We start from the raw sequence: 25,936 nt of genomic DNA on the forward strand, positions 1-25,936 counted from the left end.
GAGGTGAATCTGCGAGCGCGGGTTCACCACCGCCCCGCTTTTTTCTTGTGGCTTGCAGCTTGCCGCTTGGCGCTTGGCGCTCCAAGATGTCTGAGTCCCCGGTCGGAATCAGCCCATCATGATCATCGGTGCCTTCCTCATTCTTACCTGGCTGGTGCTGCTGTTGCGCTATCCGGCCAAGGCCCTGCCGATCTCGCTGGCGGCCGTGTGCGGCCTGGGCCTGGTTGCCCTGTTCGTCGTCTGGCAGGATGCCCGCGAAACCTCGCGGTTGGCCCGCCTGGACCTGCGCCTGACCTACGCCCCCGAACACTGCCCCGCCGACCGTGCCCTGCAGGTACACATGAAGAATGGCAACGACGTCCCGTTGACCGAACTGCGCTGGCGGGTGGCGGCCTATGCGCCGGGCGATACCGTGAACCTGGCCGAGAACACCTACAACGCCCCGCGCTACCGTGGGCCGGGCGAGCTGCAACCGGGGGCAGAATGGAAAGACTGCCTGCCGCTGCCACCCCTGCGTTCCGGGTACCGGCCGCAGACTCTGGAGTTCCGGGCAGAGCACCTGCAAGGTACGTTTGCCAACTAATGTATCGCCTGTGCGGGCCTCTTCGCGGGTAAACCCGCTCCCACAGGGACTACACAGGTCTCAAATTCTGTGGTGTACCTGTGGGAGCGGGTTTACCCGCGAAGAGGCCCGCACAGGAAAAACCAATCCTCCCTGACAACAGGCCCCAACCATGCCCACCGTCCTGATCACCGGTTGTTCCAGCGGCATCGGCCGCGCCCTGGCCGACGCCTTCCGCGACGCCGGCCACCAAGTCTGGGCCACCGCCCGCAAACCAGAGGATGTCGCACAGCTGAGTGCCGCTGGTTACACCGCCCGGCAACTTGATGTAAACGACAGCGAGGCGCTGGCCCGCCTGGCCGAGGAACTGGAAAACCTCGATATCCTGATCAACAACGCCGGCTACGGCGCCATGGGCCCGCTGCTCGATGGCGGTGTGGATGCCCTGCGCCAGCAGTTCGAAACAAACGTCTTCGCCGTGGTTGGCATTACCCGCGCATTGTTCCCACAGCTACGCCGCTCACGGGGCCTGGTGGTGAACATCGGCAGCGTATCAGGCGTGCTGGTCACCCCGTTCGCCGGCGCCTACTGCGCCTCGAAAGCAGCCGTGCACGCCCTGAGCGATGCCTTGCGCCTGGAACTGGCGCCGTTTGGTGTGCAGGTCATGGAAGTGCAGCCAGGAGCGATTGCCTCGCAGTTCGCCAGCAATGCCCAGCGCCAGGCCGAACAGGTGCTGGCGGCGGATTCGGCGTGGTGGCCGTTGCGCGAGCAGGTGCAGGCTCGGGCGGGGGCTTCGCAGGACAAACCTACTTCAGCGGCGGTGTTTGCCCAGGGCGTGCTGGCGGCGGTCGGGAAGTCGCCGGTGCCGGCGCTGGTGCGGTTGGGCAATGGCAGCACAGCGTTGCCACTGATGGCCCGGCTGCTGCCGCGGCGGTTGCTGGATTGGGCGCTGCGCAAGCGCTTTGGCTTACTGCGCCCGCTCTGATTGATGGGTTGCCTGTGCTGGCCTCTTCGCCGGTAAACCCACTCCCACAGGTACAGTGCAATCTTCGGAATCACACTCTCCCTGTGGGAGCGGGTTTACCCGCGAAGAGGCCGGTACAGGCAAAACAGATCAGGCAATGGAACGCAGCACCCCGCCATCCACCCGCAAGGCAGCCCCGTTAGTAGCACTGGCCTGCATCGATGCCAGGTACACCACCATGTTCGCCACCTCCTCCACCGTCGCCAGCCGCTTGATCAGCGAGGTCGGTCGGTGTTCGGCGAGGAAGTTCGCCTCCAGCGTTTCAGTCGACACCCCTTGCTCCGCGGCCAGCTTGGCGAAGAAGTCCCCCACTCCCTCCGAACGCGTGGGCCCTGGCAACACCGAATTCACCGTCACGCCAGTCCCGGCCAGGGTCTCGGCCAACCCACGCGACACCGCCAGCAACGCGGTCTTGGTCATACCGTAGTGGATCATCTCGGTCGGGATCTGCAGTGCCGATTCACTGGACAGGAAGATCACCCGCCCCCACTTGCGCTCCGCCATGCCCTGGGCGTAATGGCGCGACAGGCGCACGGCGCTGAGCACGTTGACGTCGAAGAAGCGCTGCCAGTCGGCATCGTCAATCTCGAAGAACGGCTTGGGCTCGAAGATGCCGAGATTGTTGACCAGGATATCGGTGTGCGGCACCTGGTCGAACAATGTCTGCGCACCGGCCTGGGTGCCGAGGTCGGCGGCGATGCCGATGATGCGGGCTTGTGGCAGGCGCTCGCGCACGCCTCTCAGGGCTTCGTCGACCCGGGCCTGGGTGCGACCGTTGAGGACCACTTCGGCGCCCGCCTCGGCCAGGCCGATGGCGATGGCCAGGCCAATGCCGGCGGTGGAGCCGCTGACGATGGCGCGCTTGCCGTTCAGGGTAATGTGCATTTGTGCCTCCTCGGTAATCAGGACAATTGCCGGGGCTGCCTTGCAGCCCATCGCGACGCAAGGCCGCTCCTACAGGGATTCGTGTCCGCCGGTAGGAGCGGCCTTGCGTCGCGATGGGCCGCCAAGCGGCCCCCGAAACTCACGCCTTGTTGGCCAGCGGCTGATCGAATGCCTGCCAGCCACCACCCAAAGCCTTGTACAGCCCCACCAGCGCCTGTGACACCGCCGCCGAGCTGTCGATCCACTGCTCCTCACTGGCCAGCAATGCGCCCTGCACCGTCAGCACATTGAGAAAGTCCACCGCCCCTTCCACATACTGGCGCTGGGCAGTTTCCAGGGCGATGCGGTTCTGCCGCACCGCCTCTGCCAGGTGGTCACGGCGCAACTGGCTGGCGTTGTACAGGCGTAGCACATCGTCGATTTCATGCCAGGCGCCGAGCACCACCTTGCGATAGTTCAGCGCCGCTTCCTGCTGCTGTGCCTCGCGCAGTTCCAAGGTGCCCTTGAGCCGGCCACCCTCGAAGATCGGCAACGACAGTTGAGGGCCGAAGGCGAAGCGTCGTGAGTCCCAGCCACCCAGATCGGACAGCTGCATGGCCTGCAAACCGACGCTGCCCGACAGCCGGATACTCGGGTAGAAATCGGCCTTGGCCACGCCAATGCTGGCAGTCGCAGCATGCAGGCGAGCCTCGGCCTGGCGAATGTCCGGACGGCGCTCGGCCAGTTCGGACGGCAGGCCGATGGCAAAGTTCTGCTGCGGCATAGGCAGTTCGCCGCCCTTGAGCAGTTCAGCCTGCAAGCTGCGCGGCGGTTCGGCGGCGAGCAGGCTGAGGGCGTTGACCAGGTCGTCGCGGCGGGCCTCGAGGCTTGGCAGGCGCGATTCGATCGAAGCCACCTGGGCACTGGCCTGGGCCACGTCAAGCCGGGTGGCGACGCCTTCGGCCTGGCGGGCCTCGGAGAGCTTCAGGCTGTGCCGGGCGACCTTGAGGTTGTCCTGGGTGACATCGATGGTGTGCTGCACGGCGCGCAGCTGGATGTAGTTGCCGGCGGTTTCCGCAAGCAGTGCCAGGAGCACGCCGCGACGGTCGTTTTCGGCCACTTCGACAGTAGCATCGGCTGCTTCGACCTGGCGCCGCACGCGGCCCCACAGGTCCAGCTCCCAGCCGGCCAGCAGGTCGCCCTGCCAGAGGTTGAAGGCTGCCTTGCCCGCCTTGCCGGACGGGTCGCTCAGGCCATCGGCACTGTTGCGCGCGCGGCTATAGCCGGCGTTCACCTCCACCGACGGTACCTCATCGGCAGCGACACTGCTGCGCAGGGTCCGGCTTTGCAGCAGCCGGGCGCTGGCCATCTGCAGGTCCAGGTTGCGCTCGGCAACGCGCTGGATCAAGGCACTCAGGCGGGAGTCATGAAAGCTCTCCCACCAGCGCAGTTCCAGCGGTTCGGCCTGCGCCTGGCTGGCCGCCGCCTCGCCTTGCAGCGGCGCCCACTGTTGCGGTGCCTGGCTGTCGGGGCGCTGGAAATCCGGGCCCAAGGTGCAGCCGGCCAGCCACACGGCCAGCAGCAACGGGCTCAAGCGTAATGCCGGTTTCATCGCGTGCTCACCTCTTTGCCATGCAGCGTGTCGCCACGGGTATCGATGGTCGCTTCCACCGACATGCCCACGCGCAGGCGGGTTAACAGCGGCTGACCGTCATCGAAGACGATCTTCACCGGAATGCGCTGCACCACCTTGGTGAAGTTGCCAGTGGCGTTGTCCGGCTTGACCGCGGCGAAGGTCACCCCGGTGGCCGGGGCGATGCTTTCCACATGGCCGTGCAGCCGCTCGCCAGCGAAGGTGTCGACACTGATGCTCACCGCCTGGCCAGGCTGCACATGGGTCAGCTGGGTTTCCTGGAAGTTGCCGACCACGTAGGCCTGCTGCAACGGCACCACCGACAGCAGGCGGGCGCCCGGGTTGACGTAGGCGCCGACGCGCAGGGCGCGCTCACCGACCATGCCGTCCACCGGCGCCGTGATGCGGGTGTAGGACAAGTCGAGCTGGGCCTTTTCCAGCCCCGCCTCGGCACGCTTGAGCTGGCCATCGGCACTGGCCACCTGGGCACCGAGGATATCCACCTGTTTGCGCGCTGCCAGCAACGCCGCCTGGGCATTGGCCAGGCGTGCACGCGCCTGGTCGACCCTGCTGCGCGCCTGCTGGGCATTCTGCACGGTACCGGCGCCCTGCTCGGCCAGGCGGCTGTAGCGGTTCACTTCATGGTCGGCGAATGCGGCTTCGGCCTGGGCGGCTTTAACCTCGGCCTCGGCCTGGGCAATCAGTGCGGCCTGGCGCTCCAAAGTGGCCCTGGCGTCGGCGCTCTGCGCCTTGGCCACCAACAGCTGCGCCTGCGCGGCATCCAGCGCAGCCTGGTAGTCGCGGGCATCGATGGTCGCCAGTAGCTGGCCGGCCTTGACCTGCTGGTTGTCCTCCACCAGCACCTCCTTGATGAAGCCGGCGACCTTCGGCGCGACCACGGTGTAGTCGGCGACCACATAGGCATCATTGGTGCTCTGGCGGTGGTCGCTGCCGAACAGCCAGGGGCCGACGATGCCGGCCAGGACGGCCACGGCAAGCACCGAGCCGATGATCAGGGTCTTACGGTTGTTGGTCATTTCAGCAGTTCTCGAATTCACCCCGGGTTCAAGCCACCGCACGCGGTGGGTAGACCCGGGTAGGCACGAAAGGAATCAGGCAGATCAAGGCCGTGGCAATGCCAGCCATGACCAGGTAGAGGTCGGCCGACGTCAGCACCAACGCCTGTTCGTGGATACGCTTGGCCAGGCCCACGGCGTTGTCGTCGACCAACGGGGCGTTGCCCAGGCTGTCCACCAGGTGGTTGGAATGAAAGTGCCGACGTACGGTGCCCAGGGCGTCCAGCAGGCCACCGGCAACCACCGCTGCCAGCCCCTTCACGGTGTTGAACCAGCTGGAAGCGAAGGGGCCTTCCTGCGGGGACATGCCATTGGTGGACAGCATCAGCAGCGGCAGCACGGCCATCGATTGGCCAAACACCTGCAGCAGGTAGAACGGATAGAAGTCGCCACGGATCCACTCGGCGGTCAGCAGGCTGCTGCCAAGGCAGGACACCGCCAGCAACGCCAGGCCGACGCCCAGCACCCAGCGGCAGTCCACTGCGCGGATGTTGCACAGCGCCGCCGTCAGTGGCAGGGCTACCAGTTGCGGCATCGCCACCAGCAGCATCAACGGGCTGGTCTGCGCCGGGCGATAGCCCTGCAGCTGCGCGAGGTAGGCCGAAGGGATGCTGCCCACACCGGAGAGCACGATCAGCACCCCGGCCAGGGTGACCAGGGCGAAACTCAGGTTGCGCCGCGACAGCATGCGCAACTGGAAGAACGGCAGCGGCTCGGACCACTCGTTGTACATGAACAGCACCAGCAACAGCAGGCCACCGCCGAGCAGCCAGCAGATCAGCGGCGAATCGAACCAGCCCCAGCGGTCGCCCAACGACAAGCCCAGCACGATGCAACTGATGGCAGGCAGGCCGAGCAGCACACCACGCCAGTCGAACTGCTTGAAGCGCTCCAGGCGAAGCGGGTCCTGCGGCAGGCCCCAGCCGACACAGGCCATCGCCAGTGCCGAGGGCAGGATGATCTGCCAGAACGCCCAGCGCCAGCCGACGTATTCGGTCCACAGCCCCGCCAGCGGCGTGCCGAGGTTGGGCCCAAAGGTGGCGGTGAGCGCGTAGCAGGCCAGGCCATAGACCTTGATGCCCGGCGGCAGGAAGCGCAGGGCCACGCTCATCAGCATTGGCGGCAGCGCGCCCGAGGCGAAGCCCTGGAGCACACGCAGCAGCATCAGGCTGTGCAGGTTGGGGGCGAACGGTTGCAGCAGGCCGAGCAACGCGAACAAGCCAATGGCGCACAGGGTGAAACGCCGTAACGAGAAGGTGGTGGCCAGCCAGGGCGCGAAGGCCATGGCCGACACCGAGGCAGCGCTGTACACCGCCAGCAGCCAGGCGCCTTCGTCGGCACCGATACCCATGGCGCCGCGGATATCGGCCAGGGAGATCTTGGTCACCGATTCGTTGAGCCCTGCGCACAACACGGCCAGCAATACCCCGAACAGCCCGACCACTACCTGCAGGCCGAACGCGGCCTGCGCAGGGGCTGCCGGCGCAGGCGCGGCGAGCGCGGCAGATGGGGCGGACAGGGAACTCATGGGCAGACATCTCCGGCAACAAATTTGCGACTGGAGCAAGTCTAAGAAGGTCGAATGCTGACGAAAACTGACTTCTCGGTAGGTTTAAGTTGCGTCAGGCGCAATCCACATCAGCACTGCTTCCCGGGTATGCCGACGAAGCAGCCAACCCGCGATCAAGGGTCGACACTGCAGCAAGCCTTCAAGATCTGCCGCAACCAGAGATGCGCCGGGTCATTGTGGAAGCGGGGATGCCATGCCTGCAGCACGGTCACCCGCTCCAACGGCACCGGGATCTCGAATGAACGCAGCGGTAGCCCAAGCTTGTGCACGCTGTTGAGAATATTCGCCGGCATCGGCAGGATCAGGTCGGAATCCGGTAGGGAAAACAGCGCCGAGTGAAAGCTCGGGGTAATCAACGCCACCCGCCGCTGCACCTTGCAGTTGGCCAGCTCGACATCGATCGGGCCGTTGGCACGACCACGGCGAGACACGCTGATCTGTGGATAACTGGCGAAACTGGTGGGCGTGATCGGCTGCTGGAAAATCGGGTGATCGCGCCTGGCCAGGCCCACATAGTAAGTCTGAAACAGGCTCTGCACCTTGATCTCCGGGCCCAGCTCCATGGTCGAACTGATGATCAGGTCGGTACGCCCGTCGCGCAGCACGCTGTCATCATCACCGCCGGGGCTTTCCGGCACGAAGCGCAGCACCGTGCGCGGCGCCTGTTCGTGCATGCGCCGTAGCAGCTGGGCGCCGTACAGGGCAATGAACAGGTCGTTGGTGCGGATGTTGAAGGCCCGGTCGAGCCTGGGCAGGTCGACTTCGTCGGCACTGCGGAACACCTCGCCGGCCTGCTCCACCAGGGTTGCCACCTGCTCACGCAGGGCCAGTGCCCGCGGCGTCGGCACCAGGCCACGGCCGGCACGCACCAGGATCGGGTCGCCCAGGGCATCACGGATACGCCCGAGGGTTCGGCTCATCGCCGCCGGGCTCAGGTTCATGCGCTGCGCCGCGCCGACCACGCTGCCTTCATCGAGCAGGGCATCGAGGGCGACGAGCAGGTTCATGTCCGGGAGTTGCATGGCCGTTTTCCGTGACAGCTGTGGGAATGGCGATGGTAGCAGGTTGGCGGATTGCACCAGACGCAATGCGCTCGTGCGTGGCGGGGCATTTATTAGCTGGCTGTGTTCGGCCATAAATGAGGCATTGGCACATCAGCCAGCCTCAGCCAAGGATCCCGCATGCCCAGCCCCGTCCTGATCGCCATCGACGCCTCCCCCGCTTCCACCGTCCTGCTCACCCTCGCCCGCCGCTATTGCAACCCTGGCGATCATGAATTGCACGTGCTGCTGGCCATCGACTCGACTTTCGCCGTGCACGACCAACCCGCGCCTTACACCACCGAGGAACTGGAGGAATACCCCGCCGCCTGCGAGGAACAACGCCTGGGTGACCGCGCCGTGGCCGAAGCGGTGGCGTTATTGCAACAGGCCGGCTTCGACAGCCAGGGCTGCATGGTTGCCGGGCAGCCGGTCGAGGCAATTGTCAGCAAGGCACAGGAGCTGAACTGCGAGCTGATCATCATGGGCCACCGCCACCTGTCGCGGCTGGGGCGGTTGCTGGATCCGTCGATCAGCGCGAAGGTGATTGACCGGGTTGAGATGCCGGTGTTGGTGGGGGCTGCGGGTGGATGACTTGAGAGGTTTATCGCCTGTGAGATCGAGCGCCGCCCGCGCGGCGCTCGATCTCACAGGCGCCACACCACTCAAGGCGAACCCGGCTTCACCACCACCGTACAGGTCGTGCCCGCCGCCAGCAGGAACCCTTCCGGCACCTCATCGATGTGAATACGCACCGGCACCCGCTGCGCCAGGCGCACCCAGTTGAAGGTCGGGTTAACATCGGCAATCAGCTCGCGGCTTTGCGGGTTGTCGCGGTCGTAGATGCCACGGGCGATGCTCTCCACATGGCCCTTGATGCGCTCGCCGCTCATCATCTGCAGCTCGGCCTGGTCACCCACCCGCACATGCGGCAGCTTGGTCTCTTCGAAGAACCCATACACCCAGAACGAGTGCTCGTCGACCACCGCCATCACCGCTTCGCCGGTGCGCGCATAGTCACCCTTGTGGATATTCAGGTTGGTCACATAGCCGTCCACCGTGGCCACGATCTGCGTGCGCTTCAGGTTCAGCTCGGCTGCTGCCAGCTCGGCAAGGGCTTGCTGGTAATCGGCCTGGGCCGCGTTGGCGATGTTGCTGGCGTCGTCGCGGTTTTCCTTGGAGATCACCAGGTTGTCCATGTCGGCGCGGCGCTTGGCGTTGACCTTGCGCATTTCCCAGGTGGCCTTGCGCGAAGCGACCAGGGCCTTGGCCTGGTCGACTGCCAGCTGGTAGTGCTCGGGGTCGATCTGGATCAGCAGGTCGCCCTTCTTGACCCGCTGGTTGTCCTTGACCGGCACGTCCACCACATAGCCGGGCACGTCGGCGGCGACGTTGATGATGTCGGCGCGCACGCGGCCGTCACGGGTCCATGGCGTGGTCATGTAATGCAGCCACAACTGGCGGCCGATCACCACGGCAGCGGTCAGCACCAGCAGGGTGGCGATCAGGCTGAAGAACTTTTTCATCGAAGGTTTCTCACCAGTAGAGCGACAGCGCCAGGGCGCCGAACAGGCAGACGAACAGGCTCAGGCGCAGCAGCGCCGGGTGCCAGAAGAAGCGGTAGCCATCATGGCTGGCAATGAACCGGTCCAGGCCCCAGGCCAGGCCCAGGGCGAACAGGAACATCAAGGTCATGGTGGGCATGTACACGCCATGGAAGGCGATTTCGCGGGGCATGATTTCACGGAGCACGGTGCAGTCCTTTCGCCGGTGCCAGTGGCGACTGTGGGTCGAGCAGGGAAGAACGGATGAAGTGCAGGTAGCTTTGCGCGCGACGCAGTACCGAGGTGTCGAAGTGCCGGGCGAACGGCTCGTCGGTGGCCTGTACGCGGGCAATGGCATGGTCCACCGCCACCAGGGCGCGTTCGTGGTTGCTGGCGCTGGGCTGCAGGAACAACCGTGCCAGCGCGCGGCCCATGACCCGGATAGCCTGGCGCCAGGGTTGCGACTCGGCGTAGGCCGGGTGCACCGGCGCGCGGGCCTGCTCCTTGCGCAGCTCGATGACCGCATGGCCGATTTCCAGCACGGTGAACATCCAGCCCATCAACTGGCTTTGTACCTGCGGCTTGCCGGCAGCCAGGCCATACGCCTGGTGCAGCAGGTCGCGAGTGCGGCTTTCGAAGGCCGAGCCCAGGCCGCGCAGGCGACCACTGATGGCGAACAGCACCTGCTCGCGCAGTTCCTGCTCCAGGCGGCTCCACAGCCAGCGGCTGTTGGGCGGCAGGATGATCGCCCCGGCCGCAGCGCAGACGAACATGCCGATGACCATGCCGATGTAGTCGTTGATGAAGCTGTACGGGTCATACACGGTCAGGTTGTTCGGCACCGAGCCGATGGCGAAGAACACCAGCAGGCCGATGCCATAGCCGGCGTAGGCCGGGCGTGACGAGAGGAAGGCGCCGAACACGAATACCGGCGCCAGCACCATGCACAACAGCGGGAAACCGTCGATCCAGGGGAACACGAAGAAGGTTTCGAAGAAGCCGACGAAGGCGCCGATGGCGGTACCGCAGGCCATCTGGAACGACATGCGCTTGGGGTTGGGCGAAGCTGCCGACAGGCCGACGGTGACCGTGGCGATCAGGGTCATCATCGCCCCGCTGGGCCAGTCGCTGAGCAGCCAGTAACTGCCCAGCAGCAACAGCACCGCCGAGGCGCGCAGGCCGGCGGCCAGCGACACCAGCCAGCTGGTCTGCGCCACATAGGGCTCGTCCCATTGTTCGCGCTCGTGCCGGTGCGCGGCCAGCGAGGCGTGCGTCTCGGCATAGCTGTACATCTCGTCGACGAAGCGGTAGAGCAACTCGAAGGCCGTGTGGAAATCCAGCAGGTCGGCCTCGCTCGGCTCGGTCGTCAGGTACTCGGCGCGCAGGCTGCGCACCTGCGCCTGCAGGCCTTCCTTGTAAGCCGCCAGCTCCAGGGTCAGGCGCAACGCGTCGGCATCGGTCAGCGCCCGGCCGACGTAAGGTTGCAGCAACTCCACCAAGGTGTTCAGGCCTGGCTCGATGGCGCTGACGATCTGCAGCGGGCCACGCGCACGCAGGCGCTCCAGCAACCGGTGCAGGGCATTGAAGCGGGTGGTGATGGCCATGAACTCGCTGTTCATGCGCACCAGCCGGCCAGAGCGTCGGCGCATGTGCGGGTCTTCGAATGCGGTGACGTTGCGCAGGCTCTCAAGGCCCACTGCCTCGGCGACGAAACGCACGTTGCTGGTCTCGAAGCGGTCGCGCTGGCTGTCGCCGCGCAAGGCCTCGACCACTACCCCGGCAAATACGCCAAAGCGCTGGTACAGGGCGTTGCGCATGGCGGCACTGGCCGACTGCGGCAGGATCGCCGCGCTGACGAAGGTCGACACCAGGATGCCCAGGGCGATTTCCAGTACCCGCCATACCGCTGCCATGAATGCCTGGTCAGGGTGTTGCAGCACCGGCAGGCCGATCATCGCTGCGGTGTAGCCGGCCAGCACGAAACCATAGGCGCGGAAGGTGCGATAGCGCATCGCACCGGCCGAGCACAGGCCTACCCACAGGGCCAGACTGGGCAGGAACAGCTCGGTGTTCTGCGGAAAGATGGCGATCAGCGCCACCATCATCGCCGAACCGGCCAAAGTGCCCAGCACCCGGTAGAAGCTCTTGGCGAATACATGCCCGCTTTGCGGCTGCATCACGATGAACACGGTGATCATCGCCGTGCGCGGTTGCGGCAGTTCCAGGCGCATGGCCAGCCACAAGGTAATGAACGCAGCGGTCAGCACCTTGAAGATGTACACCCAGGTCACACCGTCGGTGCGCGCCCAGGCAAAGAAGCCCCGGCGCCATTCCAGGCTCTGCAGCCAGCGCACGGGCAAACTCGAAGTGCTCATTCGGCGTTATCCGGCTGCTGCTCGAAAATGGCCAGGGTGGCCGGGGTTTTCGGTGCCGCCTGGCGATCTTCCTGCGGCACGTCCTGGCCAGCCTGCAAGCCACCACCCAGGGCGGTGACCAACTCGGCATGAGCGATCAGGCGGGCGGCCAGCACCTGCTGCTGCACCTGCTGCTGGCGGAACAGCAGGGTCTGTGCGTTGAGCACGTTGAGGTAGTCGGTGAGCCCGCGCTGGAAGGCGACCATGGCGATGTCGTAGGTTTTTTGCGCGGCAGCGACCGACTCGGCGGCGAAGTGCGACTGCTCCTGCATCGACTGGCGTCTAATCAGCTGGTCGGAGATGTTCTTCAGCGCACCCACCACGGTCTGGTTGTAGCGCGCCACGGCCACATCGTAGCCCGCCGAAGCCACGCCCAACTGCGAACGCAGGCGGCCACCGTCGAAGATCGGCAGGCTGATGGCCGGGCCGACGTTGTAGTTGAACTTGCGCCCGGTCAGGAACTCCAGTGGGCCACCGCCAGTGGCCATGAAGCCCAGGCTGCCGACCAGGTCGACATTGGGGAAGAAGCCGGCGTGGGCGACATCGATGCCACGCGCCTGGGCGGCCACCTGCCACCGGCTGGCGACCACGTCGGGGCGCTGACCGACCAGCTCGGCCGGCAGGTTCGACGGCAGTTTCAGCGGCGCGGCCAAGGCCAGGGTCGGGCGCTGCAATTGCGCACCCTCGCCCGGCCCCTTGCCGGCCAGGGCGGCCAGCTGGTTGCGGGTCAGGGCAATTTGTTCACTGAGGCTGTCCAGCTGGCGATGGGTTTCCGGCAGCGGCGCTTCGGCCTGGCTGACTTCGAAGTGGGTGCCGATGCCGGCATCCAGGCGGCGCTTGGCCAGGGCCAGGATCTGCTCCTGCTGTTGCAGTTCGGCCTTGACGATATCCTGCTGGGCGAAGTGCAGGCTCAGCTGGATGTAGGCGCGCACTACGTTGTTCTGCAGCTCCAGCTGTGCCTGGCGGGCTTCGGCCACACTCATGTGCGCCTGATCCACGGCCTGCTCGCTGGCATTGCGTTCGCGGCCCCAGAGGTCGAGGGCGTAGCTGAAGCCGATGGCGGCGTTGTTGTCCCAGGTGTTGGCCCCAGACAGCGCGCCTGGGCCGTAGAACTGGTCCTCAGGCCAGTTGTGGCGCTTGAGCGTGGCCTGGCCGTTGGCCTGGAGCTTCTCTGCCGACTCGACCACACCAGCCATGGCCTTGGCTTCGCGCACCCGCGCCGCCGCCATGGCCAGGCTCGGGCTGCCGGCCACGGCCAGGGCAACCCAGCGGTCCAGCTGGGGGTCGCCGTAGGCATGCCACCACTGCTGGTCAGGCCAGTGGGCGTCGCTGGCGGCTTCGCGTATGGCCGCGTCGGTGGTCAGGGTATTGACTTGCAGCGTCTTGCTTTGCGGGGCTATGCCCCAGGTTCCGATACAGCCGCTCAAGGTGAGGGCAAGGGCACAGGCACTGAACGCATTGAGCGTTCTGATGATGCGACGCGGCACAGCTGCGATTTCCCGAGGAAGAGGTGATAGGGCCGGGCAATTCTAGGGGGCGCCAGCACTGGCGATAAGCGTGGATTCCTGCGAATCTTTGTTACCAAAACAGCGATAATCCGCCTTTGGTCGAAGGCAACTTTTCATCTTTTTTTCGTTACTTCGTGACACAATTTTGTCCTCTACATCGAGAGTGACCCATGGACACCCTGCAAAACATGCGTGCTTTCAGTTGCGTAGCCCAACTGGGCAGCTTCACCGCTGCCGCCGGGCAGCTGGATACGACCACCGCGAACGTGTCGCGGGCAGTCTCCAACCTGGAAGCCCATCTGCAAACAAGGCTGCTCAACCGCACGACCCGCCGCATCGCGCTGACCGAAGCCGGCAAGCGCTACCTGATGCGTTGCGAACAGATTCTTACCTACGTGGAAGAAGCCGAGGCCGAGGCCAGCGACGCACATGCGCGCCCCGCCGGGCAATTGAAGGTGCATTCGATGACCGGGGTCGGCCAGCACTTCGTGGTCGATGCCATCGCCCGCTACCGCGAATCGCACCCGGACGTGACCTTCGACCTGACCATGGCCAACCGCGTGCCCGACCTGCTCGACGAGGGTTATGACGTGTCCATCGTGCTGGCCACCGAACTGCCCGACTCGGGGTTCGTGTCCCAGCGCCTGGGCATCACCTACAGCATCGTCTGCGCCTCGCCCGCCTACATTGCCCGCCACGGCGTGCCGCACAAGCCCGCCGACCTGCTCAAGCACGCCTGCCTGCGCATGGTCAGCCCGGTGATTCCGCTGGAAAAGTGGCTGTTCGACGGCCCGGAAGGCCAGGAGATGGTCAACATCACCAGCTCGCCGTTCATGGTGAACACCGCCGACGCCATGAAGACCGCGATTCGCAGCGGCATGGGGGTGGGCGTGCTGCCGATCTATTCGGCCATCGACGGCCTGCGTGACGGCAGCCTGGTACGGGTGCTGCCCGAGTACCGCCTGCAGGAGCTGAACCTGTATGCGATCTACCCGTCGCGGCAGTACCTGGACGCCAAGATCAAGACCTGGGTCGAGTACCTGCGCAATTCGCTGCCAGAAATCCTCGCGGCGCACGAGGCCGACCTGAAAACCCATCAGGTGCTGATCGCCAATTAAAAAGCTGCTGCATTGCGGGGGCGGACAATGGTAGGTTGCTAACCAATGTCGGCCCTTCGCGGGCACGCCCGTTCCTGCAGGAAATGCACAGGTCTGCAATCTGTGCGGGACCTGTGGCAGCGGGCCTGCTCGCGAATGCGCCCCACCGCCCCTCGCCTTGCAGAGAAGTAGCCCGATGAAAAAGACCGTCCTGGCCTTCAGCCGCATTACCCCGGCCATGGCCGAGCGCCTGCAGCAAGATTTCAACGTGATCCTGCCCAACCCCAAGCTGGGCGACATCAATGCCCAGTTCAACGAAGCCCTGCCCGAGGCCCACGGCCTGATCGGCGTCGGCCGCAAGCTGGGCCGGGCACAGCTCGAAGGCGCGGCCAGGCTGGAAGTGGTGTCCAGCGTTTCGGTCGGCTACGACAACTACGACCTGGACTACCTCAATGAACGTGGCATCGCCCTGACCAACACCCCGGATGTACTGACCGAAAGCACCGCCGACCTGGGCTTCTCGCTGATCATGGGCTGCGCCCGCCGCACCGCCGAACTGGATGCCTGGACCAAGGCCGGCAACTGGCAGGCCACCGTGGGCCCGGCCCACTTCGGCAGTGACGTGCATGGCAAGACCCTGGGCATCGTTGGCCTGGGCAACATCGGCGCAGCCGTGGCGCGCCGGGGCCACTTCGGTTTCAACATGCCGATCCTGTACAGCGGCAACAGCCGCAAGGCCGCGCTGGAGCAAGAACTGGGCGCACAATTCCGCAGCCTGGAGCAACTGCTGGCCGAGGCAGACTTCGTGTGCATCGTGGTGCCGCTGTCCGATGCCACGCGCAAGCTGATCAGCACCCGCGAGCTGCAACTGATGAAGCCGAGCGCGTTCCTGATCAACATCGCCCGCGGGCCGGTGGTGGACGAGGCAGCGCTGGTCGAGGCGCTGCAGAACGGCACCATTCGCGGTGCGGGCCTGGACGTGTACGAGAAAGAGCCGCTGGGTGATTCGCCGTTGTTCAGGCTGCCCAACGCGCTGACCTTGCCGCACATCGGTTCGGCCACTGCCGAAACCCGCGAGGCCATGGCCAACCGGGCAATCGACAACCTGCGCGCGGCGCTGCTGGGTGAGCGGCCGCGAGACCTGGTGAACCCGCAGGCGTGGAAGGGCTGATGCTTGCCTGACCCGGCGCGGCTCCTGTAGGAGCGGCCTTGTGTCGCGATGGGCCGCAAGGCGGCCCGGCAATATCAGCGAAGAAGCTGAATCGGGGCCGCTACGCGCCCCATCGCGACACAAGGCCGCTCCTACACAGGTCGCGACAGCCCGGTTGCCAACTTGGGCTTGGGCTTGCGAAACACCAGCACATTCCCCGCCATCACCGCCACCAGCCCCAACAAGGCCGGCGCCGTCCATTGATAGCCCTCGGCCACCGCCGACACGTTCAACGCCACCAACGGGAACAGCACCGTGCAGTACGCGGCCCGCTCCGGCCCCATGCGCCCGACCAGGGTCAGGTAGGCAGTGAAGGCGATCACCGACCCCGGGATGACCAGGTACAGCAACGAGCCGATATAGCGCGCATTCCACTCCATGCTGAACGGCACGCCACTGACCACACAGAACAGCGCCAGCATCGCTGCGCCGTAGACCATGCCCCAGGCATTGGTGGTCATGGGCTTGAGCCCGGCCTTCTGCTGCATGCTCGAGAGCATGTTGCCCGCCGAGAAACACAAGGTGCCGAGCAAAGCCAGGCCAAGGCCATACAGGGTCTCGCGGCTGGCCGTGTGGTGCGACAGCTCCGGCCAGAACAACAGGCCCAGGCCGAGCAAGCCCAGGGCGCCGCCACCGAGCACATTGCCGGCGATCTTCTGGCCAAAGAATATCCGTGCGTTGAGCGCGTTCCACAAGGTGGCGGTGGAAAACACCACGGCAATCAGGCCGCTGGCGATCCACTGGCTGGCGCTGAGGAAGCAGATGAAGTTGACGCAGAACAGGCACAGGCCCTGGGCCAGGCAGATCTGGTGACCACGGCGGTTCATCGGCTGCAGGCGGCGGGTAAGCAGCAGGAAGGCGAACAGGATCAGACCGGCCAGGGCGAAGCGGTAGACGATCGAGACCGGAATGGCGACCACGCCCAGCTGGAGTTTGAGGGCGATCCAGGTAGTACCCCAGATCAGCACGGTAAGTAGATAGAGTGACAAGTTCATGGTGGCGGTTCCTTGGGCCTTTCAAGATCGGTGCCCGGCGCTTCGCGGCTTTAGCCGCGAATCAAGGGCACAGCCCTCGCCGAGGCATCCCAGTGTTCTCCGCCCGGACAACCGCGCGCTTGCACAAACTTGCGCATTTGTCCCGTGGGTAGCTGTAAGCCTGCGCAAGGCGCAGTAGGATGGCAGGCAAGAGGAACCGCCCATGACGCCATTCAGCCAACTGCAAGTGTTCAATGCCATGCATGCCTCGCCCCACGCCCGGCTGGAGCTGAGCGCACAGCTGGGTGACGGGCTGGCGGCGGCGTTGTGGAACAACCGCGACGATGCCCGCGACTACCAGGCACCCAGCCACCACACCCTGTCGTGCTACATCGCCGACGGCACCGGCACCTTCCGCCGCCAGCGCCCGGCCGACAAGGGTGCGCCAAACAAGCTGTGCGTGATGCCGGCCGGGCAGGAATCGAACTGGGTGATCAATGGCGCGATCCGCCTGGCGCACCTGTACATAAGCGAGGCGCAGTTCGCCCTGGGCTGCGTGCGCCTGCTCGACCGCGAACCGCGTGAGCTGCAACTGCAGGAAGCGACCTTTCTCGACGACCCGCAGCAGGCCGCGCGCTTTCGCCAGCTGATCACCCTGGACTGGGACGAACCCGGCGAGCGCTTGCTGGCCAGCAGCCTGGCGCACGAAATCGTCGACCATGCATTGCTCAACCAGGTCGGCCTGCGCCAGGGCCTGCGTCTGAAAGGCGGGCTGGCACCGAACCTGCGCCGGCAAATGGTCGAATACATCGAAGCACACCTTGACCAACCCATCACCCTGGGTGAACTGGCCTTGCGCTGCAACCTGTCCGAATACCATTTCGCGCGCATGTTCCGCGCCAGCTTCGGCCTACCGCCGCACCAGTACCTGCTAGCCCGGCGCCTGCACCGGGCCTGCCAGTTGCTGCGGCTGGGGGGAATGCCGCTGGGGGAGATTGCCCTGCACTGCGGGTTTGCCAGCGCCAGCCATTTCAGCAACCGCTTCCGCCAGGCGATCGGTGCGACACCGGGCGAATACCGTTCGGCCATTGGCGGCTAAAGCCGTTCCACAGGGACCGCATTACCCTAAAGGGCTGCGCAGTACCTGTGGGAGCGGCTTCAGCCGCGAAGAGGCCGGCACAGGCTGGCCTAGAACTCGAAGGTGCTGGACAAGCTCACTTGCCGCGGATCGCCGATAGCCACGAAATACTGATTCACCGCCGAGCTGTAATAGACCTTGTCGAACAAGTTCTTGACGTTCAGCTGCAACAGCACCTTGTGCTCGTCGAGCCGGGTTTCATAGCTGGCGAAGGCATCGGCCACGGTATAGGAAGGCAGGTCGAAGCTGTTGGTCGAGTCACCCGCCCGCTCGCCCACGTACCGCGCCCCGGCCCCCATGCGCAAGCGGTCGCCGCCAAACAGGCTGCCGTAATCGTACACCGCCGACAGCGAACCGCTGTGCCGGGCCACGTTCTGCAGGCGGTTGCCCTTGAGTTCCGGGTCCTTGGTCACTTCAGCATCGGTGAACGCGTAGCTGCCGATCAGGCTCCAGCGCTCGCTCAGCTGCCCGGTCAGGTCCAGTTCGACACCCCGCGAACCGACTTCACCGGCATTGCTGTACAGCGTCTCGCCCGTGCGCTGGTCGAGGCTGGAAACCAGCACGTTGCGCTTGGTGATGTCGAACAGCGCCAGGGTACCGGTGAGGCGCCCCGGCATATCGAGCTTGGCCCCCAGTTCCCACGACTTGCCCTCCTCCGGCGCCACCGAACCGTCCAGCACCACGTTGCCGACCAGCGGCGCAATGGTCGAGTTGGGCTTGAACGATTCGCTGTAGCTGGCATAGAACGACAGCTGCTCATCGAGCTTGTACACCACGCCCGCATGCGGTACCCAGGTCTGGCCGTTGCTGTCGGTGTTGACCTGGAACGGGCGCCCGCGGCCAGCGTACTGGTCGTATTGCTGGAAGCGCGCACCGGCCACCAGGATCCAGTGCTCATCCAGGTGCAGCGCGTCCTGTGCGAACAGCGCATCGGTGCGCAGCTTGTCGGTCTGGTCGCTTTCCTTGGCACCGACCGTGGTGCCTTCCACTTCCTGACCATAGACCGGGTTGACATAGCTGAAGGTCGATCGGGCTTTCTGCCGGATCAGGTCACCGCGGAAGATCTTGCGGTCCTCATGGTCGACGCCGAACAGCAGGTCGTTCTGCAGCCCGGCCAGTTGCACAGTGCCGGCCAGGCTCAGGGTGGCGAACTGGTCCCGGCTCATGGCGTCGTGCGTGCCGTCGATGCTGCGCGACAGCGTGCCGCTTTTCTCAATGACCTTGGTCACCCGCACCTGGCTGGCATCGTAGGTTTCACGGTTGAAGCTGTAGCCAAAGTGCAGCTTCCAGTCATCGGCCAGCTGGTGATCGAGTTCCAGGCGGTACAGGTCGGAACGTCCTTCCATGTCGTTGAATGGCTCATCCAGGCGCCGCGTGGCCGGGATGTCCAGCGGGTGGCCATTGTTGCCGAACGCCGTGCCCCGATCGAACGGCGAGAGAAACTCGCGATGCTCATAGGCCAGTACCACCTGGGTGTCCTCACCCAGCCAGGCCAGCGACGGCGCCACCAGCGATTCGCGGCGCACACCGTAGTTGCGCCAGTAGTCCTCGTCCTCGTGGTCGACGATCAAACGGTAGGCGAAATTGCTGTCGCCCAGCGCGCCGGTGCTGTCAAAGCCGCCGCCGCTGCCATTCTTGCCACTGCCGTAGGTCGAGCCGCGCACGTTCAGGGCGTTGTACTGCTGCAGCTGCGGCCGCTTGCTGACCACATTGATCACCCCGCCCGGGTCCTGGATGCCATATAGCAGCGACGCCGGGCCCTTGAGCACTTCGACCCGCTCGGTGCTGGCATTGAGGTTGCGGCCCTGTACCACCGGCATGCCGTCGCGCATGATCGAACCATCGCGGTTATCACCGAAACCACGCTTCATCACCGTGTCGGCGGTGCCGCCGAAGTTGTTGCCTTGGGTGATGCCGCTGACGTTGGCCAGGGCGTCGTCGAGGTTGCGCGGGGCCTGGTCGCGAATGACCTGGGCCGGCACCACGTTGATCGCCTGGGGAATGTCCTGGCTCGGGCCTTGCCCGCGCATGATCGAGGCGCTGGCGGGGGGCTGGTAGCTGTAGTCGTCCAGTTCCGAGCTTATCGTGGTCGCCTGCAGGTTGAGGGCGCCGGAAGTGTCCAGCGCTTCCAGGGTGAAGGTGCGTGCGTCGACGCGACGCCAGGCCAACCCGCTGCTGCCCAGCAGTTGCTGCAGGGCCTGCTCGGCGCTGTACCGGCCGTTCAGCGCCGGGGCCTGCACGCCTGCCAGCTCCTGGGTGTAGACCACGCCCTGGCCAGTGGTGCGACTGAAGGCGTTGAGCGCCTGGGCCAGCGGTTGCGCCGGCTGGGCGAAGGCGTACGCTTGCTGTTGTTCGACGGCGCCAGCCAGTGGAGCGAAAACGAGGGCCGGCAGCGCGGACAGGCCGAGCAAGAGAGGGACGCAACGCGGGGTGAACTTCATGGACGCTGACCTGTGAGAGGGTTATGACTGCGAATGAATCGCACTTCCACTCATTACACGGATGTCACGTCCTGTTACCTCACCCGCTAGCTGAAAATATTTTTTTCCTATGCCGGCGACTATCGGATGACCGTCAACCGCCCTAGTACGGTCTGCTGCGAAAAGCCCATCACCTTGCCCAGCGAATCCAGCGCCAGCAACGGCTCTGCCACAGGGAAACTGCCACTGACCTTGCGCTGCCCCAGTTGCTCGTCGAGCAACAGGATGCGCCCCGGGTAATAGCGCCCCAGGTCTTCAAGTACCTGCGCCAGCGGGACCTGGTAGTAGTTCAGCCAACCCTGGCGCCAGGCCAGGCGGTTGTCGCTGTCCACCGTCCCAAGGTCGCCCAGCCGGCCTGCAACGTAGGCCACCTGCTGGTTGGCCGTCAGTTCGCGCCTTGCAGCGCCTGGTGCCGGGCTTACTGCTACCCGCCCGCTACGCACCGTGACCTGGGCGCCTTCGCCCTGCTCACGTACTTCGAACTGCGTGCCGAGCACCCGCACCTCGCCACCTGCTGCTTCGACCAGGAACGGTTCGCCGGTATGCGTGACCTGGAAGAACGCCGCGCCATGCAGTAACCGCACGCGGCGCTCGCCTCGGACAAAATCGACTGCAATCGCGCTCTGCACATCCAGCGTCACTTGCGTCTGGTCGGCCAGAATCACCTGGCGCACCTGCCCGGCGCTGCTGTAGTCGGCCTGCAGGTCCTGCAACCACAGGCCGGGTTGCCACCCCCCGGCGATGCCCACGGCCAGTACCAGGCAGGCCGCCAGCGCCAGTGCCGCGAACCGCTGCCGCCACGGGGACCGGGCCGCTGGCTGGGCCATGGCGTCAAGATAACGCTGCAAGCCTTGCTGTTCTTCGCCAGCCAGGCGCGCTGCAGCGCTGCCGCTGGCCTGCCACAGCGCCTGCGCCTGGGCGTAGGCTGCGCGGTGCGCGGGGTCGCTCAGCAGCCAGCGCTTGAACGCGGCGCCCTCGGCTTGCGCGGGCTGCTCGTTGATGCGGCTGAGCCATTGCAGTGCAGCCTGGGACTGCGCCTCGGTAATCTGCGGTAGACGGCTCATCGGCGGGCACTCCCTGGCCGGCGTGGAATGGACGCGGGCTCGGCCACACTCGCCTTGCACGCCTCGAGGGCGCGCATCATATGCTTTTCCACAGCACTCCGGGACAGTTGCATGGCCGTGGCGATCTCGCCGTACTTGCAGCCGTGAATGCGATTGAGCAGGAAGATCTGCCGGGTACGCTCGGGCAAGGCGCGCAGGGCAGCTTCGATGCGCTGCAGGTCGTGGTCGACCTGCACGGCGTGCTCCGGCGCCTGGGCTTCATCTGCCGACAACGCCGCTTCGACCACACGTTCGCGGCTGCCTTCACTGCGCAAGTGGTCGATCGCCAGGTTGCCAGCGCAGCGCAGCAGGTAGGTATCCAACGCCTCGACCTTGACCTCGGGGCGGCGCCAGAAACGCAGGAACAGCTCCTGGACCAGGTCCGATGCCGTGGCCCGGCAACCGACCCGACGGCTGACCAATGCCTCCATGCGCGCCCGCTGGGCCTGGAACACTTCGACAAAACGCGCACGCCCGCCGCCGTTGTCGGTGTCCGGCTCGAACATGTTGCCCTGTTCGCTCATCGGGTCACCCGGCGTACACCACAAGCAACGGCCCCAGCACCACGCTGGCGGCGGCCAGGCCCAGCAGCAGCCGGGGCAGGTATGGCAGGCCGAATACCCACACGGTCGCCCCGGCCATCAGTACCGCGACCCATTGCACCAGGCCATGAGCCCAGCCAAGCAGGTGCACGCTGAGTACAAGCGAAGCCAGCAGCAGCAACCAGCCGGTGCTACGCAACAGACGCAGCTGGCCTGGGCGCGGCTTGCGCTCGAGCAAGTCGGTGAAGTGTTTCTGCATGGCCAGACACAAGGCAACCAAGCCTGCGAATGTGATCAGTGCGATACCCGCCATCAGCTTGCCCCCGCCGTTTCGACAGGTGGCATTCTGGTTGCTCGCCGGGCGTTTCTGGCAGCCGCCCTGGGCTTACGCGACAGCTTGCCGGCAAGCCAGGCGAGGAACAGGCCGGTCGCCAGCGCCGTCAGGTCGAAGCCGGCCATAGCCCAGTCCCCTGCTGGCAACGAATGGTTCAACCCCTGGCCGGTGGTCAGGGCATTGAGCAGCGGCAGCAGGGCAAAGGCCAGCGTGCCCAAGGCCAGTTGCTCGGCCCATGCCCGGCGCCCTCTGCGCAGCATGGCGTGCACCAGTGCCAGCCCCCAGGCGATGAAGAATACGTTGACCTCCCAGTCGGCCCGGCCTTGCACCCCTAGCGGGATCAGACGGTTGGCCCAGAAGAAACCGGCAACGGCCAGCAGCAGTCCGCTCATGCTGGCGATGTTGAGTACCTCGACCAGGCGCAGCTCGCCCGGCAGGCGTTCGTTCCCAGCATGCTTGAGCTGACGCTTGCCCAGCCACATCACCAGCCCGGTGCCGATCACCGCGGTACCCGCCATGCCAAAGAAGAAATACAGCCAGCGCAGCCAGGGCCCAGCGAAATTGCCCATGTGCAGGCCGGCAAAGCTGAACGCGGTCATCATCACCCCACTCTCCGGCTTGCCCTGGCTCAGCAGCGCACCCGTGGCGCCATCGAATGTCCAGTTGGCGCTGCGCCGATAGGCGACGTGGTCGGCCGACGATTGGGTGAAGGTTACGCGGGCATTGCGGTCGCCCGGGCTTTGCACCTGGATATCGCCAATATGCGCGCCCGGTTGCAGCTCCTGTACCCTGGCGTACAGGCCTGCCAACGGCACCAGCGGCGCGGCGACATGGGCTGCCGGAGGCGCATCGTTGCGGCCGAACAGGTCGTTGAAGTACTTGCCGCTGTCCTTGCCGTAGCTGGCCATGATGCCCGCCGGCATGACCATGTACATGAACAGCACCAGGCTGCTGTAGCTGATCATCAGGTGGAACGGCAGCACCAACACGCCGATGGCGTTGTGCCCATCCAGCCAGGAGCGCTGGCCCTTGCCGGGGCGGAAGGTAAAGAATTCCTTGAAGAATTTCTTGTGGGTGATGATGCCGGTCACCAGCCCCAGCAACATGATGAATGCACAGAACGTCGACAGCCAGCGGCCATAGGGATGCGGCATCTGCAGCTGGAAATGGAAGCGGTAGAAGAATTCGCCACCGCGGCTGTCGCGTGCCTGCAGCGGCTCGCCGGTCTGGGTATCGAGGGTCTGGCTGACAAAGCCACGTGGCCCGCCATTGGTGTCGCGATAGCCCACATTCAAGCCCGCCTCACGTGCGTTGGGCATGCGGATGAACCAGGTTCCCGAATGACCTGCGTTGTCCAGCAGGTAACGCTGGGCCACCTCCAGAGCATGGGTCGGGTCCAGTGCCTGACTTCGCACTTCCGGCCTGGACCAGTGGGTGATCTCTTCCTTGAAGTACGACAGCGTGCCGGTGAGGAAGATGGCGAACAACAGCCAGCCGAAGATCAGGCCGGTCCAGGTGTGCAGCCAGGCCATGGCCTGACGAAAGCCTTCTTTCATGCGCTTGTCATCCAGTAAGCCAAGCCGCTGATCACGCCCAGCAGCACAGTGGGCGCCAGCACACCCAACCAGGCACGCAGAGCACTGCGGCAGGCGAAGCACCAGATGAACGCCAACAGGTAGAAGACGAATGACAGCAACAGGCCTGTGAGTGTGGCATCGACCTGCGGCAATGGCACTACCAGAGCAATGCAGACACTGGCCATTGACGCCAGCAGGTAGCCGCCCAGCAAGGCGGCCAGGCTGCGTGAAGTCACGGCCAGGCGATAGCTGAGCGGGAGGCTGGCGATTTTACGCGTCATGGCGAACGGTCGGGCGTTATCGGGCATTCAATAATAATGATTTCAATTCTCATAAGCAAAGGCTGAGCACCGTGTGGTCAGCTGTGGCCCTGTATGCAACAAAAAATTTATTTTCAAAAAGGGCTTGAATTCGTTTCGCCGTTGCCTGACCTTAGAGTCAAGAGGCGCAGAAATTCCAAGGGTCTCAAGGGCCTAGGCGCGTCTCCATGCGAGCAAGCTGAATAAGGATTGAATCATGCAAATCCAGGTCAACAGCAGCAACCATTTCGAAGGCAACGCCCGGCTCGATCAGTGGGTCCGCAGCACTCTGCAGAACTCGCTGGAACGTTACGAAGACGACCTCACCCGCATCGAGGTCCACCTGCGCGACGAGAACGGCGCCAAGCCCGGTCCGCATGACAAACGCTGCCAGATGGAGGCTCGCCCCAAAGGCCATCAACCGATTTCCGTGACCCACACTGCCACTTCGCTGGACCAGGCAGTCGATGGTGCCGCCACCAAACTGAACCACGCGCTGGAACACTTCTACGGCAAGCTGCGCAGCAAGCGCGGCGCCCTGGAACTGAATGACCCGGACGCCTGATCGGTAATGCAAGCTACGCCCGGCCTCGTGCCGGGCGTTTTCATTGGTGTCGATCAATGGCACTGAACCAACTGCCGAAGGCGTCGGTCAACCCCTGCAGTCATTCATTGCAGAAGCACGACCATGAACAACCCATTCGAACGAATCAGTGCTGCATTCGCCCACGAATACCGGGTCAACCTGAGCATCGCCAACCTTGACGGCAGCATCATGCTGACCCTGTCCGACGACAGCGGCGTGGTCGCCAAGCGCCTCATCACCCAGGCCCAGCGCAATGACCCGGTGCGCCTGCAACGGGTGATCGACAGTATCCGCCTGGGCTTGGCCATCGAACACCAGCAGAACCCCTTGCAGGTGCTGGCCGCGCTGACCCGTGACGCTCAGCGGGAGCCGCGGCATTTCATGGCCAACTGAGGGCTACTTGCCCTCCTCCACTTCCTTGCCATTGGCGTCCAGCGCCTTGGTCGAGGGGTAGCGGTACGAGGCATAGCGCACCACCAGGATCGAGAACGCCAGCAACAGGATGCCACCGCACAGGTACAGCAGCCCTGCGTCCGGCGCCTTGTGGTGCGAGACATCGCCGATCAGCAGGCGAGTCAGCGCAGTGATGGCTACGTACAGCAGGAAGCGGATCGGCATGTGGTTGGTCTTGAAGTAGATCCCGACCATCGCCCCCAGCTCCAGGTAGATGAACAGCAGCAGGATGTCATCGACGCTGACCCCGCCCTTGCCGAGCATGTCCAGGAACGTCATCACCGCCGCATAGGCGGTAATCGCGCCAATGCCGAACAGCGCCAGGTAATGGAATGCCTCGACGCACAGGTTGCCCAGCGAGTCGGCCGAGCCGTGCAGGCCCTTGCGCAGCTTTTCTGCCCATTTGATGTTCACGATGTTCCATTCCCCGATACGTCTTGAAGGATGATGCGCCACCGGTGTGACGCTTGTGCCATGCAGTTAAAGGGCCAGGCCCTTGCCTTGGAAGGCGACCGATTGCCGCAAGGCACGCGCGCACGGGCAGAAGAATCGGCTTGCACGGTAGTGGCAAATGCCATTACTGTATATGGATACAGTAGATCGTAACGTAACCAGCAAAAAGGCACAGAGGTGATGAATGGCCGTCGAAGTGGTATACCGCAGCAGCCGCGACCCGGAGCGCTTGTTCATGGATAAGGCCGAAGCAGACCGTCACGACAAGATGCTCGAACTGGCCGAGCGCCTGGCCGAAGTGCTGCACAAGGCCGTGCCCTCGCTGACCGAGCAGCAGGTCGAGGAAGCCGGCATCTACATGGCCAGAAACCGCGATGTGTTCGCCCGGGCGTTCAAGAGCCAGCCGGATGCGTTGGCCGAATTGCTCGAGGCGCCAGCAGCCGAGCAATAGCTGC

The 25,936-nt window shown here is 64.9% G+C and carries 26 protein-coding genes; 9 read left to right on the top strand and 17 right to left on the bottom strand.

Annotated elements, in window-relative coordinates; all coding sequences use genetic code 11:
• Positions 1–118: 118 nt before the first annotated feature.
• Together JKP78_RS14535 and JKP78_RS14540 are read left to right on the top strand one after the other, a co-directional pair.
• Positions 119–583, top strand: a complete 465-nt coding sequence (locus JKP78_RS14535) for a multidrug transporter (RefSeq protein ID WP_170032513.1) — start codon at positions 119–121, stop codon at positions 581–583.
• 151 nt (positions 584–734) lie between these two features.
• On the top strand, positions 735–1,547 hold the full coding sequence (locus JKP78_RS14540; RefSeq protein ID WP_200626856.1) for an SDR family oxidoreductase: 813 nt from the start codon (positions 735–737) through the stop codon (positions 1,545–1,547).
• A 129-nt stretch (positions 1,548–1,676) separates the two neighbouring features.
• Here the strand turns inward: JKP78_RS14540 and JKP78_RS14545 are convergent, their stop codons facing one another.
• From JKP78_RS14545 to JKP78_RS14565, 5 genes are all read right to left on the bottom strand, one after another.
• On the bottom strand, positions 1,677–2,471 hold the full coding sequence (locus JKP78_RS14545) for an SDR family NAD(P)-dependent oxidoreductase (protein WP_186685389.1): 795 nt from the start codon (positions 2,469–2,471) through the stop codon (positions 1,677–1,679).
• Positions 2,472–2,610: 139 nt separating this feature from the next.
• On the bottom strand, positions 2,611–4,062 hold the full coding sequence (locus JKP78_RS14550; protein ID WP_200626857.1) for an efflux transporter outer membrane subunit: 1,452 nt from the start codon (positions 4,060–4,062) through the stop codon (positions 2,611–2,613).
• The gene (locus JKP78_RS14555) at positions 4,059–5,120 is read right to left on the bottom strand and encodes an HlyD family secretion protein (RefSeq protein ID WP_170032521.1); all 1,062 of its coding nucleotides are present in this window, start codon (positions 5,118–5,120) and stop codon (positions 4,059–4,061) included. Before JKP78_RS14555 ends, JKP78_RS14550 begins: the two co-directional genes overlap by 4 nt.
• A gap of 28 nt (positions 5,121–5,148) precedes the next feature.
• Positions 5,149–6,687: an MFS transporter gene (locus tag JKP78_RS14560; protein ID WP_200626858.1), complete on the bottom strand. Its 1,539-nt coding sequence runs from the start codon at positions 6,685–6,687 to the stop codon at positions 5,149–5,151.
• A gap of 155 nt (positions 6,688–6,842) precedes the next feature.
• Complete coding sequence (locus JKP78_RS14565; RefSeq protein WP_200626859.1) at positions 6,843–7,751, bottom strand: LysR family transcriptional regulator; 909 nt, start codon at positions 7,749–7,751, stop codon at positions 6,843–6,845.
• A 159-nt stretch (positions 7,752–7,910) separates the two neighbouring features.
• Here JKP78_RS14565 and JKP78_RS14570 point away from each other — a divergent pair, with 159 nt between their 5' ends.
• Positions 7,911–8,363, top strand: coding sequence for a universal stress protein (locus JKP78_RS14570; protein ID WP_200626860.1), 453 nt, complete (start codon positions 7,911–7,913; stop codon positions 8,361–8,363).
• A gap of 71 nt (positions 8,364–8,434) precedes the next feature.
• Here JKP78_RS14570 and JKP78_RS14575 read toward each other — a convergent pair whose 3' ends face one another.
• The 4 genes from JKP78_RS14575 to JKP78_RS14590 are packed head-to-tail and all read right to left on the bottom strand — an operon-like array spanning position 8,435 to position 13,214.
• A complete protein-coding gene (locus JKP78_RS14575; protein WP_200626861.1) occupies positions 8,435–9,295 on the bottom strand; it encodes an efflux RND transporter periplasmic adaptor subunit in 861 nt (286 codons plus the stop codon).
• Between the two features lie 10 nt (positions 9,296–9,305).
• Positions 9,306–9,506 (bottom strand): DUF1656 domain-containing protein, encoded by a 201-nt coding sequence (locus tag JKP78_RS14580; RefSeq protein WP_008097766.1) that lies wholly within the window; start codon positions 9,504–9,506, stop codon positions 9,306–9,308.
• Positions 9,507–9,510: 4 nt separating this feature from the next.
• Positions 9,511–11,688 (bottom strand): FUSC family protein, encoded by a 2,178-nt coding sequence (locus JKP78_RS14585; protein WP_200626862.1) that lies wholly within the window; start codon positions 11,686–11,688, stop codon positions 9,511–9,513.
• A complete protein-coding gene (locus JKP78_RS14590; RefSeq protein ID WP_200626863.1) occupies positions 11,685–13,214 on the bottom strand; it encodes an efflux transporter outer membrane subunit in 1,530 nt (509 codons plus the stop codon). The genes JKP78_RS14585 and JKP78_RS14590 overlap by 4 nt, the downstream gene beginning before the upstream one ends.
• A gap of 191 nt (positions 13,215–13,405) precedes the next feature.
• On the opposite strand from JKP78_RS14590, the gene JKP78_RS14595 reads away from it, so the two are divergent.
• A complete protein-coding gene (locus JKP78_RS14595; RefSeq protein ID WP_170032535.1) occupies positions 13,406–14,353 on the top strand; it encodes a LysR family transcriptional regulator in 948 nt (315 codons plus the stop codon).
• Between the two features lie 175 nt (positions 14,354–14,528).
• Positions 14,529–15,503 (top strand): 2-hydroxyacid dehydrogenase, encoded by a 975-nt coding sequence (locus JKP78_RS14600; RefSeq protein ID WP_200626864.1) that lies wholly within the window; start codon positions 14,529–14,531, stop codon positions 15,501–15,503.
• A gap of 131 nt (positions 15,504–15,634) precedes the next feature.
• Here JKP78_RS14600 and JKP78_RS14605 read toward each other — a convergent pair whose 3' ends face one another.
• Positions 15,635–16,537, bottom strand: coding sequence for a DMT family transporter (locus tag JKP78_RS14605; protein ID WP_200626865.1), 903 nt, complete (start codon positions 16,535–16,537; stop codon positions 15,635–15,637).
• Positions 16,538–16,739: 202 nt separating this feature from the next.
• Between JKP78_RS14605 and JKP78_RS14610 the strand changes: the two genes are divergently transcribed.
• On the top strand, positions 16,740–17,615 hold the full coding sequence (locus JKP78_RS14610) for a helix-turn-helix transcriptional regulator (RefSeq protein WP_200626866.1): 876 nt from the start codon (positions 16,740–16,742) through the stop codon (positions 17,613–17,615).
• An 89-nt stretch (positions 17,616–17,704) separates the two neighbouring features.
• Here the strand turns inward: JKP78_RS14610 and JKP78_RS14615 are convergent, their stop codons facing one another.
• The 6 genes from JKP78_RS14615 to JKP78_RS14640 all read right to left on the bottom strand — a co-directional run bounded on the left by JKP78_RS14615 (position 17,705) and on the right by JKP78_RS14640 (position 23,971).
• On the bottom strand, positions 17,705–20,095 hold the full coding sequence (locus JKP78_RS14615) for a TonB-dependent siderophore receptor (protein ID WP_200626867.1): 2,391 nt from the start codon (positions 20,093–20,095) through the stop codon (positions 17,705–17,707).
• Between the two features lie 119 nt (positions 20,096–20,214).
• Positions 20,215–21,198, bottom strand: coding sequence for a FecR family protein (locus JKP78_RS14620; protein WP_186685413.1), 984 nt, complete (start codon positions 21,196–21,198; stop codon positions 20,215–20,217).
• Entirely contained in the window at positions 21,195–21,743 is a 549-nt protein-coding gene (locus tag JKP78_RS14625) for an RNA polymerase sigma factor (protein ID WP_420831061.1), read from the bottom strand. The genes JKP78_RS14620 and JKP78_RS14625 overlap by 4 nt, the downstream gene beginning before the upstream one ends.
• Before the next feature lie 22 nt (positions 21,744–21,765).
• Positions 21,766–22,092 (bottom strand): DUF3325 domain-containing protein, encoded by a 327-nt coding sequence (locus tag JKP78_RS14630; RefSeq protein WP_200626868.1) that lies wholly within the window; start codon positions 22,090–22,092, stop codon positions 21,766–21,768.
• The gene (locus JKP78_RS14635) at positions 22,092–23,669 is read right to left on the bottom strand and encodes a PepSY-associated TM helix domain-containing protein (protein WP_186685419.1); all 1,578 of its coding nucleotides are present in this window, start codon (positions 23,667–23,669) and stop codon (positions 22,092–22,094) included. Before JKP78_RS14635 ends, JKP78_RS14630 begins: the two co-directional genes overlap by 1 nt.
• Positions 23,666–23,971, bottom strand: a complete 306-nt coding sequence (locus JKP78_RS14640) for a DUF3649 domain-containing protein (RefSeq protein ID WP_186685421.1) — start codon at positions 23,969–23,971, stop codon at positions 23,666–23,668. Before JKP78_RS14640 ends, JKP78_RS14635 begins: the two co-directional genes overlap by 4 nt.
• A gap of 235 nt (positions 23,972–24,206) precedes the next feature.
• On the opposite strand from JKP78_RS14640, the gene JKP78_RS14645 reads away from it, so the two are divergent.
• Both JKP78_RS14645 and JKP78_RS14650 read left to right on the top strand, forming a co-directional pair.
• On the top strand, positions 24,207–24,554 hold the full coding sequence (locus tag JKP78_RS14645) for an HPF/RaiA family ribosome-associated protein (RefSeq protein ID WP_170032556.1): 348 nt from the start codon (positions 24,207–24,209) through the stop codon (positions 24,552–24,554).
• 123 nt (positions 24,555–24,677) lie between these two features.
• Positions 24,678–24,968, top strand: a complete 291-nt coding sequence (locus JKP78_RS14650; RefSeq protein ID WP_186685423.1) for a DUF3509 domain-containing protein — start codon at positions 24,678–24,680, stop codon at positions 24,966–24,968.
• A gap of 3 nt (positions 24,969–24,971) precedes the next feature.
• Here the strand turns inward: JKP78_RS14650 and JKP78_RS14655 are convergent, their stop codons facing one another.
• The gene (locus JKP78_RS14655) at positions 24,972–25,442 is read right to left on the bottom strand and encodes a phosphate-starvation-inducible protein PsiE (protein WP_170032560.1); all 471 of its coding nucleotides are present in this window, start codon (positions 25,440–25,442) and stop codon (positions 24,972–24,974) included.
• A gap of 223 nt (positions 25,443–25,665) precedes the next feature.
• On the opposite strand from JKP78_RS14655, the gene JKP78_RS14660 reads away from it, so the two are divergent.
• Positions 25,666–25,932: a YebG family protein gene (locus tag JKP78_RS14660; protein WP_186685425.1), complete on the top strand. Its 267-nt coding sequence runs from the start codon at positions 25,666–25,668 to the stop codon at positions 25,930–25,932.
• Positions 25,933–25,936: the final 4 nt, after the last annotated feature.

It is taken from the genome of Pseudomonas sp. LAM2023 (genome assembly GCF_016620375.1).
Classification (GTDB): Bacteria; Pseudomonadota; Gammaproteobacteria; order Pseudomonadales; family Pseudomonadaceae; genus Aquipseudomonas; species Aquipseudomonas anuradhapurensis.